This window comes from Kitasatospora sp. NRRL B-11411, from assembly GCF_000721345.1.
Lineage (GTDB): Bacteria > Actinomycetota > Actinomycetes > Streptomycetales > Streptomycetaceae > Kitasatospora > Kitasatospora cineracea.
Genome location: NZ_JOGH01000002.1, coordinates 138,590 through 157,106, shown reverse-complemented (window position 1 = coordinate 157,106; position 18,517 = coordinate 138,590). Strand labels below are relative to the sequence as shown.

Below are 18,517 nucleotides of genomic sequence, written 5' to 3'. Positions count from 1 at the left end.
TCGAAATGCCCGGAGTGCCCGAGTATGTGAGTCTGGTCACAAGCTGTTCCGCCTCCGCCCGCGTCCCACCGCGGGCGGCCGTCGGGAGGACCTGCTTTCCATGCTCGCTCGCCGCCGCCCCGCGCCCGCCGTCCCGGCCCGTGCCACCGCCCGCCCGCCCGCGCTGCGCCGCTGGGCGGCGCTGACCGGGGTGGCGGTCCCGCTGCTGCTGGCCGCCCCGGCCCTGGCCGCCGACCCGGCGGCCGGGGCCCGGCAGCAGGCGCAGGCACAGCTGGACGCGGCCCGGCAGCAGGCCCGGGCGCAGTTGGACGCCGCGCGGCAGCAGGTGGCCGGGGCCACGGCGGTACCCGTGGTCCCGGCACCGGGCGGCGCGATATCCGGGCCGCCCGCGCCGCCCGTCCCCTCGGCGCCGACCGCGAGCACGCCCCCGTCCGCCACCGCCACCCGCACCGCCCCGGCCGCGTCGAGCGCCCCGGCGGTCCCGGTTGCCCCGGTGGAGCCGGCGGACCCGGTCGAGTCGGTCGAGCCGTCCCCGCTCCCGTCCGCGTCCCCTTCCCCTTCTTCTTCTCCTTCGGCGTCCCCGTCCCCGTCCTCGTCTCCGTCCGGCTCCGCCCCGCCGTCCCCGGATCCCTCGCCCTCGGCGTCCCCCGAGGCGTCGGTGGAGCCCGTGCCGTCCTCGGTGCCCGCCCCCGTCGCGGTCGGGCACGGGCGGCACCAGCAGGCGGTGGTGCCGCAGCTCCCGTCGTCGCCGGAGCCCTCGGACGACGGGACGGGCAGCGGGGCGGGGGCCGGAGGAGGGGACGGCACGGTGAACGGGCTGCCGGTGCCGGACGCGGCGCTGCCCGGTGCGGACCCGGGTGCGGTGACGGACGGGGACGCGGTGGCGGCGGACCCGGAGGCGCCCGCGGGGGCGGGGGCCGACGGCGTGCTGGCGGCCGGGCCGGTGGTGCCGGCGGTGCCCTCGCTGCACTGGAGCGACCCGTCCGTGCGACTGCTCCCGCTGGGGGCCGGGCTGGGGCTGATCGGCCTGGGCCTGGGCCTGGTCGGGCTGCGTCTGCGCCGGCGGTGACGGGGTAGGAGCGGAACACGGGCGGGGACGGCACCGAAACGGAGCGGGGCCGGTCGGGGCGGGACGATCGGCGGACCGGCTTCGTTGACCTCCGTGGCGGACGGAGCATATGAAGGAGCTATGACCAACCCGATGAACGAGCGGTCGAACCAGGATCCCTTCCAGGCGTCACAGGCGGCGGGCGGGAGATCAGAGGACAGCCCGAAGGTGCTGATCGTCGGACCGGACGGGATGGCGGTGGGCACCGCGCCGGCCGGCGGGCTCGGGCGGGGCGACGGGGACGACGAGCCGCGCGAGCTGCCGGTGACCGAGATGGTCGAGCAGCCGGCCAAGGTGATGCGGATCGGCAGCATGATCAAGCAACTGCTGGAGGAGGTGCGGGCGGCGCCCCTCGACGAGGCGAGCCGGGCCCGGTTGAAGGACATCCACGCCAGCTCGATCAAGGAGCTGGAGCTGGGCCTGGCCCCGGAGCTGGTCGAGGAGTTGGAGCGGCTGTCGCTGCCGTTCGCCGACGACACGATCCCGACCGAGGCCGAACTGCGGATCGCCCAGGCGCAGTTGGTGGGCTGGCTGGAGGGCCTGTTCCACGGCATCCAGACCGCGCTGTTCGCCCAGCAGATGGCGGCGCGGGCCCAGCTGGAGCAGATGCGGCGGGCGCTCCCGCCGGGCCTGCACGGGGCGGAGGGCGAGCCGGAGGAGGGCGGCCCGGGCCGCGGCATCCGTTCCGGTCCGTACCTGTAGCCCTACCCACGGTGGCCTTGCGGGGGCCGCGCTTCGGCGCGGCCCCGAACCGCTACCCTGACCGGTGTCCGGAAGTACCGCGCGCCGAGGGGGAGCTGGGACCATGACTGAGGGCACCACCGAGGGGTACGCGCTCGGGCACGGCCGGTACGTGCTGCAGCGGATGCTCGGGCAGGGCGGCATGGCCTCGGTCCACCTGGCCCACGACACGGTGCTCGACCGGCAGGTCGCGGTGAAGACGCTGCACACCGAACTGGGGCGGGAGTCCTCGTTCAAGGAGCGGTTCCGGCGCGAGGCGCAGGCGGTGGCCCGGCTCCAGCACACCAACATCGTCTCGGTGTTCGACTCCGGCGAGGACGTCGCACCGGACGGGACGACCACGCCGTACATCGTGATGGAGTTCGTCGAGGGCCGTTCGCTCAAGGACGTGCTGGACGAGCAGGTGACCACGCTCGGGGCGATGCCCAACGAGCAGGCGCTGAAGATCACCGCGGCGGTGCTGGCGGCGCTGGAGGCCTCGCACGACCAGGGGCTGGTGCACCGCGACATCAAGCCGGCCAACGTGATGGTGTCCACCAAGGGCGTCGTCAAGGTGATGGACTTCGGCATCGCCCGGGCCCTGCAGTCCGGCGTCACCTCGATGACGCAGACCGGCATGGTGGTCGGCACCCCGCAGTACCTGTCGCCGGAGCAGGCGCTCGGCAAGAGCGTGGACGCCCGCTCCGACCTGTACTCGGTCGGCTGCATGCTGTTCGAACTGCTCAGCGGGCAGCTGCCGTTCGACGGCGACTCGGCCTTCTCGATCGCGTACAAGCACGTGCAGGAGACCCCGCCGGCGCCGTCCACGCTGAACCGGGCGGTCACCCCGGGGATCGACGCGCTGGTGGAGCGGGCGCTGCGCAAGGACCCGGCGCAGCGGTTCCCGACCGCGGAGGCGATGCGCGAGGAGGTGGAGCGGGTCCTGGCCGGGGGGCAGGGCGGCGGCAACACCCCGCTGCAGGCGTCCACCCCGCTGGTGATCGGCGAGGGGCCGCGCTCGGTGCACGCCGCGCCGTCGCTGACCAACTTCCCGCCGGTGCCCGGCCCGCAGGCCGGCCCGCCGTCGGTGCAGCAGCCGTACCAGCCGATGCCCGGCCCGCAGACCCCGCCGCCGTACGCGACCCCGCAGCCGTTCCCGCCGGCCGCGCCGACGCCGCAGCCGTTCCCGCAGCTCGGGCAGACCCCGCCGCCGTTCCCGCAGGCGCCGGTCTTCCCGCAGACCACCCCGCCGCCGATGGCGGTGCCCTACCCGGCCCCGCGGGCCAACGAGCGCAACGGCTGCTCGACCGCGGCGATCGTGATCTGCGTGATCGCCGGCGTGCTGATGCTGGCGTTCGTCATCCTGATGGTCGTGGTGGCCAGCGCCGGCAACTCCTGAGGCACAGGGCGCAGTCGCTCGACACGGTACTCGAACCGGGGTGCCGGCGGGCTCGCGCGACCCGAACCGACCCCCGCGTGCGCCGTCTCGTTCCACGTCGGAGGGCCCGAGACGGTAGCGTGCTGAGGAAGAACCGACAGGGCGAGCGCGCGCCGAGCGGGTGCCCGGGGCGAGGAGCGATGGGTCAGAGCGAACGACCGGACGACGGTGGGGACCAGCAGCCGGAGGTGCCCGGCGCGGACGCCCGGGACGAGGACGCGGGCCACCCGGAAGAGTCCACCGGACCCACCGAGGTCTTCCCGGGCGGGGCCCGAACTCCCGGACGCGGCAGCGCCGTTCCGTTCCCCACGATCGGCGACGGCCGCTACCGGCTGACCCGGCGGCTGGGCCGCGGCGGGATGGCCGAGGTGTTCGCCGCCCAGGACATCCGGCTGGGCCGCACCGTCGCCGTCAAGCTGCTGCGCTCGGAACTCGCCGAGGACGACACCGCCCGGCTTCGCTTCACCCGCGAGGCGCACGCCGTCGCCGCGCTCAACCACCACTCGATCGTCGCGGTCTACGACACCGGCGAGGAGCAGCACGGCGGGGAGTCCACCCCGTACATCGTGATGGAGCTGGTCGAGGGCCGCACCGTGCGCGAGCTGCTGGTGGACGAGGAGGCGCCGCCGGTCGACCAGGCGCTGATCATCACCGCCGGGGTGCTGGAGGCGCTGGCCTACAGCCACCGGCACGGCATCGTGCACCGGGACATCAAGCCCGCCAACGTCATCATCACCACCAGCGGCGCGGTCAAGGTGATGGACTTCGGCATCGCCCGGGCGCTGGCCGGCGGCGCCACCACCATGACGCAGACCGGCATGGTGATGGGCACCCCGCAGTACCTGTCGCCCGAGCAGGCCCTCGGCAAGCCCGTCGACCACCGCTCCGACCTGTACGCGGCCGGCTGCATGCTGTACGAACTCCTCACCCTGCGGCCGCCGTTCGTCGGCGAGACCCCGCTCTCGGTGGTCTACCAGCACGTCCAGGACGCGCCGGTGCCGCCGTCCCGGGCCAACGACCGGGTGCCGGTGCCGCTGGACGCGCTGGTGCTGCGGGCGCTGGAGAAGAACCCGGACGACCGGTTCCAGAGCGCCGACGAGTTCCGCGCCCACGTGCAGCACGCGCTGCGGCAGATGCACGGCGCGGCCGGCGCGGGCTACCCGGCGGGCGCCGCCGGGCTGGCGGCCGCCGCCGCGGCCGGGGCCTGGGAGGGCACCCCGCCCGCCGGGTCCGCCTCGCTCACCGAGCCGATGAACCCGGTCGCCGGGACGGCCGCCACCGAGGCGCTGCCCTACCAGGCCACCTCGGCCTACCGGACGCCCGCGCAGCCCTACCCGGCGGCGGTCGGGGCCGGCGGCGGCGGGAGCGACGGTGAGGAGCCGGAGCCGCCGCGGCGGCGCAACCCGTGGGGCTGGGTGCTGGGCGCGGTCGCGCTGGTGCTGGCCGCCACCGTCGGGGTCGCGCTGGCGATCACCGCCAACAAGGACCACACCGAGGACCCGAAGAAGCAGCAGCAGACCACCGCCCCGGTGCAGAGCCCCAGCGCCCACGCCACCGACGAGCCGTCCGAGCGGCCCAGCAGCGCGGCGCCGACCCGCAGTTCGAGCGGCGGCACCCACCAGCAGGAGACGCCGAGCAGCACGCCGTCGCCGACCGCCTCGCCCTCGGCCAGCCCGTCCGCGTCCGCCTCGGCCAGCCCGTCGCACTCGGCGACGGCGAGCACGTCGGCGAGCCCGACCGGGACCAAGCCCAGCGGGTCGACGACCTCGTCCGCGCCCGCGTCCCCCAGCCCGAACCCGTCCGGCACCTCGGTGGGGATCGGGGAACTGCCGGTCCATCCGTAGCCGGTGCGGGCGGGTCAGTTGGCGAACGCGTCGATGACCTGCTCGTACTCCTCGCACCACCAGGCCAGTTGCCCGGCCGCGGCCGGGAAGAGCGGGTCGGCGCGGTGGTCGCGGCGCTGGTAGCGCCACTGCAGCATCCACAGGTCGTTCAGCCGTTCCCACCAGACCCGGTGGACGGCGCGGGCGACCTGTTCTGCGTCCGCGGCGCCGGTGGCCCGGTAGGCGCGGGCCCAGTGGCGGACCCGGGGCAGGTCGAGGACGCCGGTGGTGCGGTCGTTGAAGAGCAGGGTGGCGGCCCGGACGGCCTCCTCGGCGACCGGGTGCGGGGCGAGCTTGTCCCAGTCCAGGACGGCGCTGACGGTGTCGCCCCGGTAGAGCACGTTCAGGCCGTGGAAGTCGCCGTGGGTCCAGCCGGTGGGCGGGGCGTCGGCGGGGCCGGGGCGGCGGTGGCGGTGGGCGGCGAGCAGGTCCAGACGCTGGGTCAGGTGCTGTTCGGCCTGCCGGTCGAAGGCGCCGTAGGGGCGGTGGGCGCGGGCCAGGTCGCGGAGTTCGGCGACGATCCGCTCGGTCTCCTCGGCCTCGGCGCTGAGCACCCCGGCGGGCTGCCGCAGCGGGGCGCACACGTCGGCCAGCGCGCCGTGCAACGCCCCCAGCAGGGCGCCGAGTTCGCCGCACCGGACGGGGGGCAGCTCGGTGCCGTGCCGGTGGTTTCCGGCCACCCACGGGTAGAGCGCGAACAGCCGGCCGCCGTGCGCGGTGACGGTCCGTCCGTCGGTGTTGGCGAGCGGGGCGGGCACCGGCAGGCCGCGGGCGGCCAGCGCGGTGGTGGCGCGGTGCTGGGCGGTGATCGCGGGCCGGTTGGCGGTGGCCCGGTCGACGTAGCACTTGAGGAAGTACGCGCCCGCCGCCGTGGTGACCCGGTAGCCCCGGTTGAGCAGGCCCTCCGCGACCGGTACGACCGCCGTGGGCGGCGGGGTGCGGTAGGCGCGCAGGACCCCGGCCACGGCGGCGTGCGCGACCGGGGGGCTGAGGGTTCCGACGGGGGGAGCGGTGGCGTCCGGGCGGGCCGGCGCGAGGGAGAGGGTCTGACCGTCCGTCACGCACCGAGCCTATTACTCGGCGTGATGGTGACTTGACACAGCGTGTGCGAATCTGCTCTCAGTGCTGCTGGTCGGCCTGTCGGCGGGCGACGTAGGCGGCGGCCTGGGTGCGGCGCTCCATGCCCATCTTGGCGAGCAGGCTGCTGACGTAGTTCTTCACCGTCTTCTCGGCCAGGTGCAGCTCGTTGCCGATCTGCCGGTTGGTCATTCCCTCGCCGATCAGGTCGAGGATCCGGCGCTCCTGCTTCGTCAACTGCGCGATCCGCTCGTCCTCCTTCTCGCCCCCGTCGCGGAGCCGGGCCAGCACGCGGCTGGTGGCCACCGGGTCGAGCAGGGATTTGCCGGCCGCGACATCGCGCACCGCGGAGAGCAGATCGGTTCCGCGGATCGCTTTCAGGACATATCCGGAGGCCCCCGCCATGATCGAGTCGAACAGCGCCTCGTCGTCGGAGAAGGAAGTGAGCATCAGGCATTTCACCGAGGGGTCCTGGGAGCGGATCTCCCGGCACACCTCGACGCCGTTGCCGTCCGGGAGCCGGACGTCGAGCACCGCCACGTCCGGGTGGACCGCCGGAATGCGGTTGAGCGCCTCGGCCGCCGTTCCCGCCTCGCCGACCACCTCGATGTCGCCCTCCATGGAGAGCAGGTCGTGCACGCCTCGTCGGACCACTTCGTGATCATCGAGGAGAAACACCCTGATATGTCCGTTATCAGTCATTTGCAAAGCGTCGCACAAATCGATGCCCGTTACCCCCTTTCGCAGCGGGCCGTGCCCGGATACCGTGCGCTGGTGTCCTGACCGGAACGGGTAAGCCGCGTCACACCGTCGGTTTCCCTACCGGAGAACAACTAGGACGTCCTAGCGCAAGCGCGCCAAAGGGCGTCGCTGGGTAACGTTCTCGTGAGGACGCCGTCGGAAAGGGAACACCGCCTGTCCGCACCGGTGCGCACACCCACGCGCGCGGGTCGGAGGGGCGACCGGACCGGCCGCCGGCGACCCCGGGTGGCCGGACAGACCGAGGAGTGAACGTGACCGTCAAAAGCACGTCGAGGGCGCGCAAGAAGGCCGCCCCCGGCGTCCCTGACCCGGCCCGGGCCGGCTCCACCGCCGAACCGGAGCTCGTCCAGCTGCTCACCCCGGAGGGCGACCGGGTCGAGCACCCGGAATTCCCGCTCACCGTGACGCCCGAGGAGCTGCGCTCGCTCTACCGGGACCTGGTCCTGGTGCGGCGTTTCGACGCGGAGGCGACCTCGCTCCAGCGTCAGGGCGAACTGGGCCTGTGGGCCTCGCTGTTGGGCCAGGAGGCGGCCCAGGTCGGATCCGGCCGCGCGATGCGCACCGGCGACTACGCCTTCCCCACCTACCGCGAGCACGGCGTGGCCTGGTGCCGCGACGTCGACCCGCTGAACCTGCTCGGCATGTTCCGCGGCGTGAACAACGGCGGCTGGGACCCGAACGAGAAGAACTTCCACCTCTACACCATCGTGATCGGCGCGCAGACCCTGCACGCCACCGGTTACGCGATGGGCATCACCAAGGACGGCGCGGACGACGCGGTGATCGCCTACTTCGGCGACGGCGCCTCCAGCCAGGGCGACGTCAACGAGGCCTTCACCTTCGCCTCGGTCTACAACTCGCCGGTGGTGTTCTTCTGCCAGAACAACCAGTGGGCGATCTCCGAGCCCACCACGGTGCAGACCCGCATCCCGCTGTACCGCCGCGCCTCCGGCTTCGGCTTCCCCGGCGTCCGGGTCGACGGCAACGACGTGCTCGCCGTGCTCGCGGTCACCCGCTGGGCGCTCGACCACGCCCGCACCGGCCAGGGCCCGGTCCTGGTCGAGGCGTTCACCTACCGGATGGGCGCGCACACCACCTCCGACGACCCGACCCGCTACCGGCAGTCCGAGGAGACCGAGTCCTGGAAGGCCAAGGACCCGATCCTGCGGCTGAAGGCGCACCTGGAGAAGGAGGGCCTCGCCGACGAGGCGTTCTTCGCCGGGATCGAGGCCGAGAGCGAGCAGCTGGGCCTGCGGGTCCGCGAGGGCGTCCGCTCGATGCCGGACCCGGACCCGACCCTGATCTTCGACCACGCCTACAGCGAGCCGCACCCGCTGGTCGACGAGGAACGCGCCGAGTACGAGGCGTACGCCGCCTCCTTCGAGGGTGGGGAGCACCACTGATGGCCGGCCAGCTCAGCATCGCCAAGGCGCTCAACGACGCCCTGCGCAAGTCGCTGGAGAGCGACCCGAAGACCGTCCTGATGGGCGAGGACATCGGGAAGCTCGGCGGCGTCTTCCGGATCACCGACGGCCTGCAGAAGGACTTCGGCGACGACCGGGTCATCGACACCCCGCTCGCCGAGTCCGGCATCGTCGGCACCGCGATCGGCCTCGCGCTGCGCGGCTACCGCCCGGTGGTGGAGATCCAGTTCGACGGCTTCGTCTACCCGGCCTTCGACCAGATCGTCTCCCAGCTCGCCAAGATGCACGCCCGCGCGCTCGGCCACGTCAAGATGCCGATCACCGTGCGCATCCCGTTCGGCGGCGGCATCGGCGCGGTCGAGCACCACAGCGAGTCGCACGAGGCGTACTTCGCGCACACCGCCGGCCTGCGGGTGGTCAGCCCGTCCAACGCGCACGACGCGCACTGGATGCTGCGCCAGGCCATCGAGTCGGACGACCCGGTGATCTTCCTGGAGCCCAAGCGCCGCTACTGGGACAAGGGCGAGGTCGGCGAGGACCCGATGCTGCCCCTGCACTCGGCGCGGATCGTGCGGCCCGGCACCGACGCCACGCTGATCGCGTACGGGCCGATGGTCAAGGTCTGCCAGGAGGCCGCGCAGGCCGCCGAGGAGGACGGCCGCCGACTGGAGGTGGTCGACCTGCGCTCGCTGTCGCCGATCGACTTCGCCACCGTGGAGGAGTCCGTCAAGCGCACCGGCCGCGGCATCGTCGTGCACGAGGCCCCGGTCTTCCTGGGCCTGGGCGCCGAGCTCGCCGCCCGGCTCACCGAGCGCTGCTTCTACCACCTGGAGGCGCCGATCCTGCGGGTCGGCGGCTACCACGCCCCGTACCCGCCGTCGCGCGTCGAGGAGACCTACCTCCCCGACCTGGACCGCGTGCTCGACGCCGTCGACCGCGCGCTCGCGTTCTGAACAGGGGGCGGAGATGACCACTGACGTTCACTCGCTCCGCGAGTTCAAGATGCCCGACGTGGGCGAGGGCCTCACCGAGGCCGAGATCCTCACCTGGTACGTGAAGCCGGGCGACACCGTCACCGACGGGCAGGTGGTCTGCGAGGTGGAGACCGCCAAGGCCGCCGTCGAGCTGCCGATCCCGTTCACCGGCGTGGTCGAGGCGCTGCACTTCCCGGCGGGTGCCACCGTCGACGTCGGCACCTCGATCATCGCGGTGGCCGTCGCCGGCGCCGCGCCCGCACCGGCCGCCGCGCCCGCTGCCGCCCCGGCCCAGGCCCCCGCCCCGGCCGCCGAGCCGGAGCCGGAGCGCCGCGAGGTGCTGGTCGGCTACGGCCCGCGCACCGGCTCGGCGCAGCGCCGGGCCCGCCGCACCAACGGGGCGGGCGCCGCTGTCGCCGCGCCCGCGCCCGCACCCGTTGCGGCTCCGGTCGCGACGCCCGCTCCGGTCGCCGCGCCCGCCCCGGCCGTCGCCGAGGGGGAGCGCCCGCTGGCCAAGCCGCCGGTGCGCAAGCTCGCCAAGGACCTCGGGATCGACCTGCGCACCGTGGTGCCGACCGGCCCGAACGGCGTGATCACCCGCGAGGACGTGCACGCCGCGGCGAACACCGCCGCCGAGGCGGTCGTCGAGCCGGTGGCGGCCCCCGCGACTCCCGCGGCCCCCGTGGCCGAGCCGGTCGCGGTGGCGCTGCCGGTGCCGACCGCGGCCGGGGACGTCCGGGTGCCGGTCAAGGGCGTCCGGAAGGCCACCGCGCAGGCGATGGTGGCTTCGGCGTTCACCGCGCCGCACGTCACCGAGTTCGTCCAGGTCGACGTGACCCGGACGATGAAGTTGGTGCGCAAGCTCAAGGAGAGCGGCGAGCTCGGCGCCGGGGTGCGGGTCAGCCCGCTGCTGCTGGTCGCCAAGGCGCTGCTGACCGCGGTCAAGCGGCACCCGGAGATCAACGCCAGCTGGGACGAGGCGGCCCAGGAGATCGTCATCCGCGGCGCGGTCAACCTCGGCATCGCCGCGGCCACCCCGCGCGGCCTGATCGTCCCGAACATCAAGGACGCGGGCTCCCGCACGCTGCCCCAACTGGCCGTCGCGCTGGGCGACCTGGTGGAGACCGCGCGCCAGGGCAAGACCTCCCCGGCGGACATGTCCGGCGGCAGCATCACGATCACCAACGTCGGCGTGTTCGGCGTCGACACCGGCACCCCGATCCTCAACCCCGGCGAGGCCGCCATCCTGGCCTTCGGCGCGGTCCGGGAGCTGCCCTGGGTGCACAAGGGCAAGGTGGTGCCCCGGCAGGTCACCACGCTGGCGCTCTCCTTCGACCACCGGCTGGTCGACGGCGAGCTCGGCTCCAAGGTGCTGGCGGACACCGCCGCGGTCCTGGAGCACCCGAAGCGCCTGATCACCTGGGGCTGATCCGCCCCCGCCCCACGGGCCCCGCTCCGCGTGCCGGAGCGGGGCCCGTGGTCGTTGCCCGGGCCGTTTCCGGGGCCGTTTCCGGGGCCGTTCCCGGGGCCGTTTCCGGGGCCGGTCAGCGGTGGCGGGCGGCGTGCCAGCTGGCCAGCGCCAGTGCGTGGAAGCCCTCCGCGTCCGGGGCGCCGAGGCCGAGGGCGGCGCAGAGCAGGGCGGCGGTGGCGGGGCGCGGGCCGGCCGCGCCGCGTTCCAGGTCGGACAGGGTGCGGACGCCGAGCCCGGCCTTGGCGGCGAGCTCCTGCTGGGTGAGCCGGGCCTCCTGCCGGTGGCCGCGCAGCGCGCGTCCGAACGTCTCGCGCGGGTCGGTGCGCTGCCGGGTCTCCATGCGGTGTTCCCCCCTGTCGTTCCCCCGTCCGGCAGCGTATCCCGCGCGGCGGGCGGCCGGTCGGATTTCCAACTCCGGCGTGCTGGTCGGCACTTGGGGGCCGCGGCGGCGGCCGGGCGGAGCGCGGCCGGGCGGGTCGTGCATTGGGCCGCCCGAGGGAGTTTCGCGCCGGCCCCGCCGGGCCCCCGGCCCGGATGGGTACGTGTGTGCGACCAATCCACCCGCGCAGCCAGGCCGGGTGACCGTCGCAGCGAGGACCCCCGCGTATGCCGACTGGTGCCCCCGGCCCCGTGATGCGTTCTGCCGCCGCCCTGCTGCTGGTGGCCGCCGCCGTGCTGCCCGCCGCGGTGGAGCTGGCCTCGCCCGCGCCCTCGACGGCGATAGGCCCGCCGCCCGGCCCGGACCGGCCCGCGCCGCCCGCCGCCCGTCCCGACCTGCGGGCCCCCGGCGCGCCCTCGGTGGACCTGCGGCTGACCGGCGACGCGTCCAACCGGATCACCCTGGTGCTGCTCGGCGACGGCTACACCGCGGCCCAGCAGCAGCTGTTCCACGAGCAGGCGGACCGGGCCTGGCGGGCGCTGCTGGAGATCGAGCCGTTCCGCACCTACCAGGGGTTCTTCAACATACGGCGGGTGGACGTGACCTCCCCGGTGTCCGGCATCGCGGAGACCGAGAGCGCCGGGAAGTCCCCCGCCACCCCGCTCGGGATGCGCTTCTGGTGCGAGGGCACCGCCCGCCTGCTGTGCGCGGACGAGGAGGCCACCGCCCGCTGGGCCGGGCAGGGCGACGGCCCGCAGTACCTGATCGCGCTGGCCAACTCCACCGAGTACGGCGGGGCCGGCGGCACCGGGGTGACCACGCTGTCCGGCGGCAGCCCGGACGCCGGGCGGATCATCCAGCACGAGATCGGCCACACCATCGGCACCCTCGGCGACGAGTACGACTCGGCGCCGAACGACCCGGACTACCCGAACCTGTCCGCGGTGGACGCCGAGGACATGCTCCGCGAGAAGACCAAGTGGTGGCACTGGCTGGGCACCCAGTCGCCGGACGGCGGCGGCGTGATCGGCGCCTACCGCAGTGCCAACGGCCTGTACCGGCCGACCGCGGACTCGGTGATGCGCACCCTCGGCGGCAGCTACAACCTGCCCTCCCGGGAGGCGATCGTCGAGCAGCTGTACCGCCGGGTGAAGCCGGCCGACCCGCCCGAGCCGGCCCCCGGCCCGGTGTCCGGGCGGCCCAGGTTGCACGTGCGGCCGCTGGCGCTGACCGGCCCCCGGCAGCTGCAGATCGGCTGGACGCTGGACGGCCGGCCGGTGGACGCCGGCAGCGCGGACGGCACCTGGCTGGACACCGGGGCGCTGGGGCTGGAGCCGGGCGGCCGGCACACCGTCACCGCGACGGTGCGGGACACCACCGACTGGGTCCGCGACGAGGGCTTCCGCAACCAGTACATGACCCGGACCGAGAGCTGGACGCTCACCGGCTGAAACCGGACGCCCGGGGGCACCCCGGGACAAAGGTCAGGTCATGGGATGACTAGCCTGGTGCCACTATGAGCGTGGACCCCGCCCGCACCGCACCGTCCCTGTCCGCACCCGCTCCCCGCCGGCCCGCCGACGCCCCCGGCGCCGCCCCGGCCACCGCCGCCCCGCCCGCCGTCCTGCACCCGCCGGGCGGCCGCGCCGCCTGGTTCGCCTGGACGGTCGGCGTCACCGTCTACGTCCTCGCCGTGGTGCACCGCACCAGCCTCGGCGTGGCCGGGCTGGACGCCGCCGCCCGGTTCGGCATCGGCGCCTCCGCCCTGTCCACCTTCTCCATCCTGCAGGTCCTGGTGTACGCCGGGATGCAGGTTCCGGTCGGGCTGCTGGTCGACCGGATCGGCCCGCGCCGGGTGCTGCTGCTGGGCGTGGGGCTGATGAGCGTCGGGCAGCTGGCGTTCGCCTTCTCCACCGCGTTCGCGCCCGCGCTGGCCTCCCGCGCGGTGCTCGGCTGCGGCGACGCGATGACCTTCATCAGCGTGCTGCGGGTCGCCGCCCGCTGGTTCCCGGCCGCCCGCAACCCGTTCGTCGCCCAGCTCACCGGCCTGGTCGGCACCGGCGGCAACCTGGTCACCACCGTGGTGCTCGCGCAGGCGCTGCACAGCACCGGGTGGAGCACCACCTTCGGCGCGATCGCGCTGACCGGCGTGCCGGTCTTCGTCGCCGTGCTGGCGCTGCTCAAGGAGGCCCCGCCCGGGCTGCCGGAGCCGGTGCCGGTGCGGCAGGAGAGCATGCGGCTGCCGGTCGGGCAACAGATCCGGGCCGCCTGGTCCGAGCCCGGCACCCGGCTCGGCATGTGGGTGCACTTCACCACGGCGTTCCCGGCGTCCGCGTTCGGCCTGCTGTGGGGGCTGCCCTACCTGGTCGAGGGCCAGGGCATGTCCCGGGCCGGGGCGGGCGGCATGCTCAGCCTGCTGGTGCTCAGCGGGATGGCCTTCGGCCTGCTGTTCGGCCGGCTGGTGTCCCGCTCGGCCGCCTCCCGGCTGCCGATCGCGTTCACCGTGCTCGCCGTCACCGCGCTCTGCTGGACCGCGACCCTGGCCTGGCCGCACGGGCACCCGCCGCTGTGGCTGCTGGTGGTGCTGATGCTGGTCATGGGCAGCAACGGCCCGGCCTCGCTGATCGGCCTGGACTACGCCCGCGCGTACAACCCGGCCGAGCGGATGGGCACCGCCTCCGGCATCGCCAACATGGGCGGCTTCATCGGCTCGATGATCACCCTGCTCGGCATCGGCGTCCTGCTGGACGCGCTCGCCGAGCCGGGCAGCGACAGCTACAGCGCGCACGCCTACCAGCTGGCGTTCTGCTTCCAGCTGCTGCCGCTGCTGCTCGGGACGGTGATGATCCTGCGGCTGCGCCGCAAGCTGGACCGGTAGCGGCTCAGGGGGTGCTCGTCAGGTGGGCGAGCACCCGGTTGCCGAGCTCCTGGTCGCCGATCACGTTCACGATCGCGGTCTCCGGGCGGACCCGGCCGCAGCACAGCCGCACGAAGGTCTGCCAGTCCATCGACAGCCGCACCTCGGGGGCCAGCACCACCGAGTCGTCCACCGTGCCCAGGCCGTCCGGGCCGATCCGCACGGTGCGGTGGAACGGCAGCGCGCCCGCGACGTCGAAGGCCACCGTGGTGCCGATCGGCGCCCCGGCCCGCTTGGCGACCTGCTTGGGCAGCGAGGAGATCAGCAGGTCCCTGGTCACCACGGCGGCCGGGGAGTCCAGGTTGCCCGGCGTCTGCAGCGCGCGGCGCAGGTCCTGCTCGTGCACCCACACGTCGAAGGCCCGCAGCCGCAGCAGCGTCGCGTACGGGACGTCCCGGGCCAGCGGGCCGGCCGGCCAGCGCACCGGGTCGGTCGGCTCGTGGCGGGCGTTGCGCAGCGCCCGGGAGCGGCGGATGACCGTGTACTCCAGCTCGCTGGTCACCTCCACCGGCGTCCAGCAGCGGCGCTTGTCGACCGGCAGTTCCATGTACCGGGAGAAGTCGTCGGTGACGTGTCGCAGGTCGCGCGGCAGCGCGTGGATCGGGCGCGGGTCGCCGAGCAGTTCCGACTCGACGCCGATGATGTGCGAGACCACGTCCCGCACCGACCAGCCCGGGCACTCGGTGGCCCGGTTCCAGGCGTCGGTCGGCAGCGGGGCGAGCAGCTCGGATATGGACTCGATCGACTGCGTCCACGCATCGGTGTACGCCTGCACGGTCTGCTTGTCCGTCACGGGTATCTCCGGCCCCTCCGTCGGCTTGCGTCGTCCCACGTCGCCCGGGCTGCCGAGACCTCCGCACGGACGCGCATACGGCACGTTACGCTGCCGGGTGAGAGCAGGGCAGCGCTTTCGGGTGACGATCGTAGGACTCTTGTCGTGGACGGTGGTACTGTGCGCGCTTCATTGATCCAACTCGCCGTGTCGGACGCCGAGCCGGCGGCCGAGCGGAGGGCCAGGGCGGCGGCGATGGTCCGCGCCCAGGACGGCGCCGACCTGGTGGTGCTGCCCGAACTGTGGCCGGTCGGGGGCTTCGCGTACGACGCCTGGCCGACCGGCGCCGAACCGCTGGACGGCCCCACCGCGGAGGCGATGTCCGCCGCCGCGAAGGCGGTCGGCTGCTGGCTGCACGCCGGGTCGATCGTCGAACGGGACCCGGACGGGCCGATCTACAACACCTCGCTGCTGTTCGCCCCCGACGGCGAACTGGTCCGCACCTACCGCAAGATCCACCGCTTCGGCTTCGACAGCGGCGAGGCGGTGGCGATGGGTGCCGGCCAGGAGATCGTCACCGCGGACGCCGGCCCCGCCGTGCTGGGCCTGGCCACCTGCTACGACCTGCGCTTCCCCGAGCTGTTCCGGGCCCTGCTGGACGCCGGTGCCGAACTGCTGGTGGTCCCCGCCGCCTGGCCCGCCCGGCGGGCCGAGCACTGGAACCTGCTGGCCCGGGCCCGCGCCGTCGAGGAGCAGGCCTTCGTGCTCGCCTGCAACACCGCCGGCACCCACGGCGGGGTCGAGCAGGCCGGCCGCAGCATCGTGGTCGACCCCTGGGGCCGGGTGCTGGCCGAGGCCGGGCCGGACGAGCAGGTGCTCACCGTCGAGTTCGACCCGGCCGAGGTCGCCGCGTGCCGGGCCGACTTCCCGGTCCACCGGGACCGGCTGCTCGGCATCCCCGCCCCCGTGCAGCGCTGACCCCGCCGGAACGGGGGCGCGGATTTTCCGTGCCCTTGGTCCGGATTGACCATTCCGGGGTACTCTGTGCGCGTTTTGCGCGCCGGTTCCCGGCCGCAGGAGGGCGCGCGCGGCACGGAGAGGGGGCGGCCATGACCGCTGCGGGAACCGGGGGCGGGCGCGCCCTGATCCGGCGCCACAGCCTCCGCGAGCAGATCGCCGACGCCCTGCGCGACGAGATGATGGCCGGCCGGCTCCCGGCCGGACGGAACTTCACCGTCAAGGAGATCGCCGACATCTACGGCGTCTCCGCCACCCCCGCCCGGGAGGCCCTGGTCGACCTGGCCGCCCAGGGCCTGCTGGTCAGCGAACCGCACCGGGGCTTCACCGTCCCCGAGTTCAGCTGGCACGACTTCCTGGAGATCTTCGAGGCCCGCACCCTGCTCACCGACAACGCGCTGCGCCACCTGTCGGGCCGGCCGCACGGCTACGACTGGTCCCGGCTGGCCTCGCTGCGCCGCCGGGCCGACGCCGCGGCCCGGGCCGCCCGGGCCGGGCAGCTCGACGTCCTGGTCGGCTGCGACCTGCGGTTCTGGCAGGAGGCCGCCGGGGTGCTGTGCAACGGCCGGATCGCCGACTACCTGGGCTGGCTGCGGATCCAGTCCTGGATGTTCGCCGCCCCGCACCTGCGGGCCGGCGGCGACCTGGCCGGGGTCTGCTGGGACCGGCACGGCGAGCTGGTCGACCGGATCGAGGCCCGGGACCGGGCCGGGGCGCACCGGATCGTCAACGACTACAACCTGGCCACCGTCGAGCTGCTGGCCCGGCGGCTCGGCCAGCCGCTCGACGGCGTCGCGGTGCTCCGGCTGCTGCGCGAACCGCTGATCCCGCCGCCGCCCGCGCCGGCCGAGCGGCCGCCCGCCGCCGCACCCCGGCCGGCCTCCGCCGCGGTCGGCCTCGGCCGGGTGCCGATGCCCCGCTTCGTGCCGCCCGGGCGCTTCGCCCGGCCGTTCCGCCCGGGCAGCGGGGAGCCCGCCGCGGGCCGGTAGGGTTGGGGCCCGTTGCCCCGCCACCCGAGAGGATGAGCCGGCCCATGGCCTGCGACCTCTGGCTCGTCCCGCTCGTGGACGTGCTCTCCCACAGCCCCGAGAACCCGTTCCGCGAGGACCTCGACCGCTACAACGCGGTGCTCGCCCAGCACGGGCTGCCGCCGGTTCCGGTGCACCCGTACGTGCCGGGCTTCTCCGGGGAGGTCGAGACGATAGCCGCGTTCGACTACGACTCGCTCCACTTCCTGCGCCGCGCCTACCTGTTGGGGCTCACCGGGTTCGAGGTGACCCCGGTGGACGCGCTCGGCAGCGACTACGAGCAGCTGCTGGAGATGTTCGAGACCACGGCCGAACAGTCGCACCTGGTCTGGCACTTCGACCACGCGGGCGCGTACCTGCCGGTGGACTTCCAGCTCCCGCTGGTCGCCGACGAACTCCTCGCTGCGGGCGGCCCGTTGGGCTCCTCCTACGGGCTGCTGCGCGAACTCCAGGCGGTGGCGCCGCTGTTGGGCATCGACCCGCTCGACCCGCCGCTGCCCACCCGCCCGCTCGGCCCCACCCGGCTGGAGCAGCCCTTCGGGCCGCCGATCGACGACTTCCACCCCTACGCCCGCGAGCGCCACGCCTGGTCCGGCCTCTACACGGCGGCCACCCGCAGCGTCACCCAGGGCTCGATGGTCGTCTTCGCGTAGCGGACGGCCGGGCGGCCCGTCAGCGCAGCGGGCCCTCCGGGGGACGCTGGCGGGGCATGGTGGGGCGGGTGCCCGGCGGGGGGAGGACCCGGACCTGGGCGCCGGAGCCGCCCTCGTTGCGGCCGCCCCAGGAACCGGGGGCCTGGGTGGGCAGCTGGCTCATGCCCGCCCGGAACTCCAGCATCCACTCGGAGGTCTCGGTGCGGACCATGTCGGAGACGTCCTCGCAGAACCGGCGCAGCACGCCCAGGCAGCGCTCGGCGGCCTCGCCCGCGGTGCCCTCGGTGGGGCCCAGGACCTCCCGGACGCACTCGGAGGCCCAGTCGAACTGGAAGGCCTCCAGGCGGCGTTGCAGCGCCTGCGAGGTGGAGACGTCGCGCATCCAGCCGGAGGTGAGGCCGAAGGCGCGGTCGGCGACCAGCGAGGCGGCGGCCAGCGCGAGGCCGGTGTAGCCCCACTCCATGGCGTGCGGGAGCTCTCCGGTGAGGGAGACCAGCGGGGCGGTGACGCCGCCGACGCCGAACACCGTGGCGGAGAACCGCAGCAGGCGGGCCCAGCGGCGCTTCCAGACCCGGTCCCGGCGGTACCAGTCGATCGCCTCGACCGCGCGCTCCTCCGACCAGCGGTAGAGCTCCTCCAGGCGCTCGGCGGGCTCGCCCCAGTCGCCGAGCGGGAACTGACGGGCGCTCAGGTCGGCGCGGCGCCGGGTCGGGGTCCGTCCGGCGGCACCCGGGACGGACTGGTCGTCGTCGGCGACCTCCTTGCCCCAGGGGCTCTCCTCGGGCTGCATTTCCGGCTGGCTCACCTGTGGCGCTCCCTGTGGCGGGGTGACTGCGGAGGCCCGGCGGGCACCGGGACTGACGGTACGGAACCCGAACGGCCCGGCGGGTCGGG

At 74.5% G+C, this 18,517-nt stretch carries 17 protein-coding genes; 12 read left to right on the top strand and 5 right to left on the bottom strand.

Going from position 1 to position 18,517, the window contains the following annotated elements; all coding sequences use genetic code 11:
* Positions 1-100 precede the first annotated feature (100 nt).
* From IH44_RS0101970 to IH44_RS40465, 4 genes are all read left to right on the top strand, one after another.
* Entirely contained in the window at positions 101-1,069 is a 969-nt protein-coding gene (locus IH44_RS0101970; protein ID WP_030457591.1) for a hypothetical protein, read from the top strand.
* Positions 1,070-1,189: 120 nt separating this feature from the next.
* Positions 1,190-1,810, top strand: a complete 621-nt coding sequence (locus IH44_RS0101965; protein ID WP_030457590.1) for a proteasome activator — start codon at positions 1,190-1,192, stop codon at positions 1,808-1,810.
* Between the two features lie 103 nt (positions 1,811-1,913).
* The gene (locus tag IH44_RS0101960; RefSeq protein ID WP_030457589.1) at positions 1,914-3,227 is read left to right on the top strand and encodes a protein kinase; all 1,314 of its coding nucleotides are present in this window, start codon (positions 1,914-1,916) and stop codon (positions 3,225-3,227) included.
* A gap of 179 nt (positions 3,228-3,406) precedes the next feature.
* Positions 3,407-5,110: a protein kinase gene (locus IH44_RS40465; RefSeq protein ID WP_051816439.1), complete on the top strand. Its 1,704-nt coding sequence runs from the start codon at positions 3,407-3,409 to the stop codon at positions 5,108-5,110.
* A 14-nt stretch (positions 5,111-5,124) separates the two neighbouring features.
* On the opposite strand, the gene IH44_RS0101950 is transcribed toward IH44_RS40465, so the two are convergent.
* Entirely contained in the window at positions 5,125-6,210 is a 1,086-nt protein-coding gene (locus IH44_RS0101950) for a phosphotransferase enzyme family protein (protein WP_030457587.1), read from the bottom strand.
* A gap of 58 nt (positions 6,211-6,268) precedes the next feature.
* Entirely contained in the window at positions 6,269-6,928 is a 660-nt protein-coding gene (locus IH44_RS0101945; protein WP_030457586.1) for a response regulator transcription factor, read from the bottom strand.
* A 311-nt stretch (positions 6,929-7,239) separates the two neighbouring features.
* Here IH44_RS0101945 and pdhA point away from each other — a divergent pair, with 311 nt between their 5' ends.
* From pdhA to IH44_RS0101930, 3 genes are read left to right on the top strand one after another with little or no spacing between them, the layout of a single operon-like run.
* Positions 7,240-8,391, top strand: coding sequence for a pyruvate dehydrogenase (acetyl-transferring) E1 component subunit alpha (gene pdhA, locus IH44_RS0101940; RefSeq protein WP_030457585.1), 1,152 nt, complete (start codon positions 7,240-7,242; stop codon positions 8,389-8,391).
* Positions 8,391-9,365 carry an alpha-ketoacid dehydrogenase subunit beta gene (locus tag IH44_RS0101935; protein WP_030457584.1) on the top strand — a complete coding sequence of 325 codons (975 nt, stop codon included), beginning with the start codon at positions 8,391-8,393 and terminating at the stop codon, positions 9,363-9,365. The genes pdhA and IH44_RS0101935 overlap by 1 nt, the downstream gene beginning before the upstream one ends.
* Positions 9,366-9,378: 13 nt before the next feature.
* Complete coding sequence (locus IH44_RS0101930; RefSeq protein ID WP_030457583.1) at positions 9,379-10,815, top strand: dihydrolipoamide acetyltransferase family protein; 1,437 nt, start codon at positions 9,379-9,381, stop codon at positions 10,813-10,815.
* Between the two features lie 115 nt (positions 10,816-10,930).
* On the opposite strand, the gene IH44_RS0101925 is transcribed toward IH44_RS0101930, so the two are convergent.
* A complete protein-coding gene (locus IH44_RS0101925; RefSeq protein WP_030457582.1) occupies positions 10,931-11,197 on the bottom strand; it encodes a helix-turn-helix domain-containing protein in 267 nt (88 codons plus the stop codon).
* Positions 11,198-11,463: 266 nt separating this feature from the next.
* Here IH44_RS0101925 and IH44_RS0101920 point away from each other — a divergent pair, with 266 nt between their 5' ends.
* Together IH44_RS0101920 and IH44_RS0101915 are read left to right on the top strand one after the other, a co-directional pair.
* Entirely contained in the window at positions 11,464-12,687 is a 1,224-nt protein-coding gene (locus IH44_RS0101920; protein WP_081966679.1) for a M64 family metallopeptidase, read from the top strand.
* Between the two features lie 65 nt (positions 12,688-12,752).
* Positions 12,753-14,114, top strand: a complete 1,362-nt coding sequence (locus IH44_RS0101915; protein ID WP_030457580.1) for a nitrate/nitrite transporter — start codon at positions 12,753-12,755, stop codon at positions 14,112-14,114.
* Positions 14,115-14,118: 4 nt separating this feature from the next.
* On the opposite strand, the gene IH44_RS0101910 is transcribed toward IH44_RS0101915, so the two are convergent.
* Entirely contained in the window at positions 14,119-14,946 is an 828-nt protein-coding gene (locus tag IH44_RS0101910; protein WP_030457579.1) for a maleylpyruvate isomerase family mycothiol-dependent enzyme, read from the bottom strand.
* 159 nt (positions 14,947-15,105) lie between these two features.
* On the opposite strand from IH44_RS0101910, the gene IH44_RS0101905 reads away from it, so the two are divergent.
* The 3 genes from IH44_RS0101905 (at position 15,106) to IH44_RS0101895 (ending at position 17,623) form a co-directional block, all read left to right on the top strand.
* Complete coding sequence (locus tag IH44_RS0101905; RefSeq protein ID WP_030457578.1) at positions 15,106-15,903, top strand: carbon-nitrogen family hydrolase; 798 nt, start codon at positions 15,106-15,108, stop codon at positions 15,901-15,903.
* A gap of 131 nt (positions 15,904-16,034) precedes the next feature.
* Positions 16,035-16,931: a GntR family transcriptional regulator gene (locus IH44_RS0101900; RefSeq protein WP_063759535.1), complete on the top strand. Its 897-nt coding sequence runs from the start codon at positions 16,035-16,037 to the stop codon at positions 16,929-16,931.
* Between the two features lie 44 nt (positions 16,932-16,975).
* Complete coding sequence (locus IH44_RS0101895; protein ID WP_030457576.1) at positions 16,976-17,623, top strand: hypothetical protein; 648 nt, start codon at positions 16,976-16,978, stop codon at positions 17,621-17,623.
* Positions 17,624-17,642: 19 nt separating this feature from the next.
* Here the strand turns inward: IH44_RS0101895 and IH44_RS0101890 are convergent, their stop codons facing one another.
* Positions 17,643-18,428 carry an SLATT domain-containing protein gene (locus tag IH44_RS0101890; protein ID WP_030457575.1) on the bottom strand — a complete coding sequence of 262 codons (786 nt, stop codon included), beginning with the start codon at positions 18,426-18,428 and terminating at the stop codon, positions 17,643-17,645.
* Positions 18,429-18,517 lie beyond the last annotated feature (89 nt).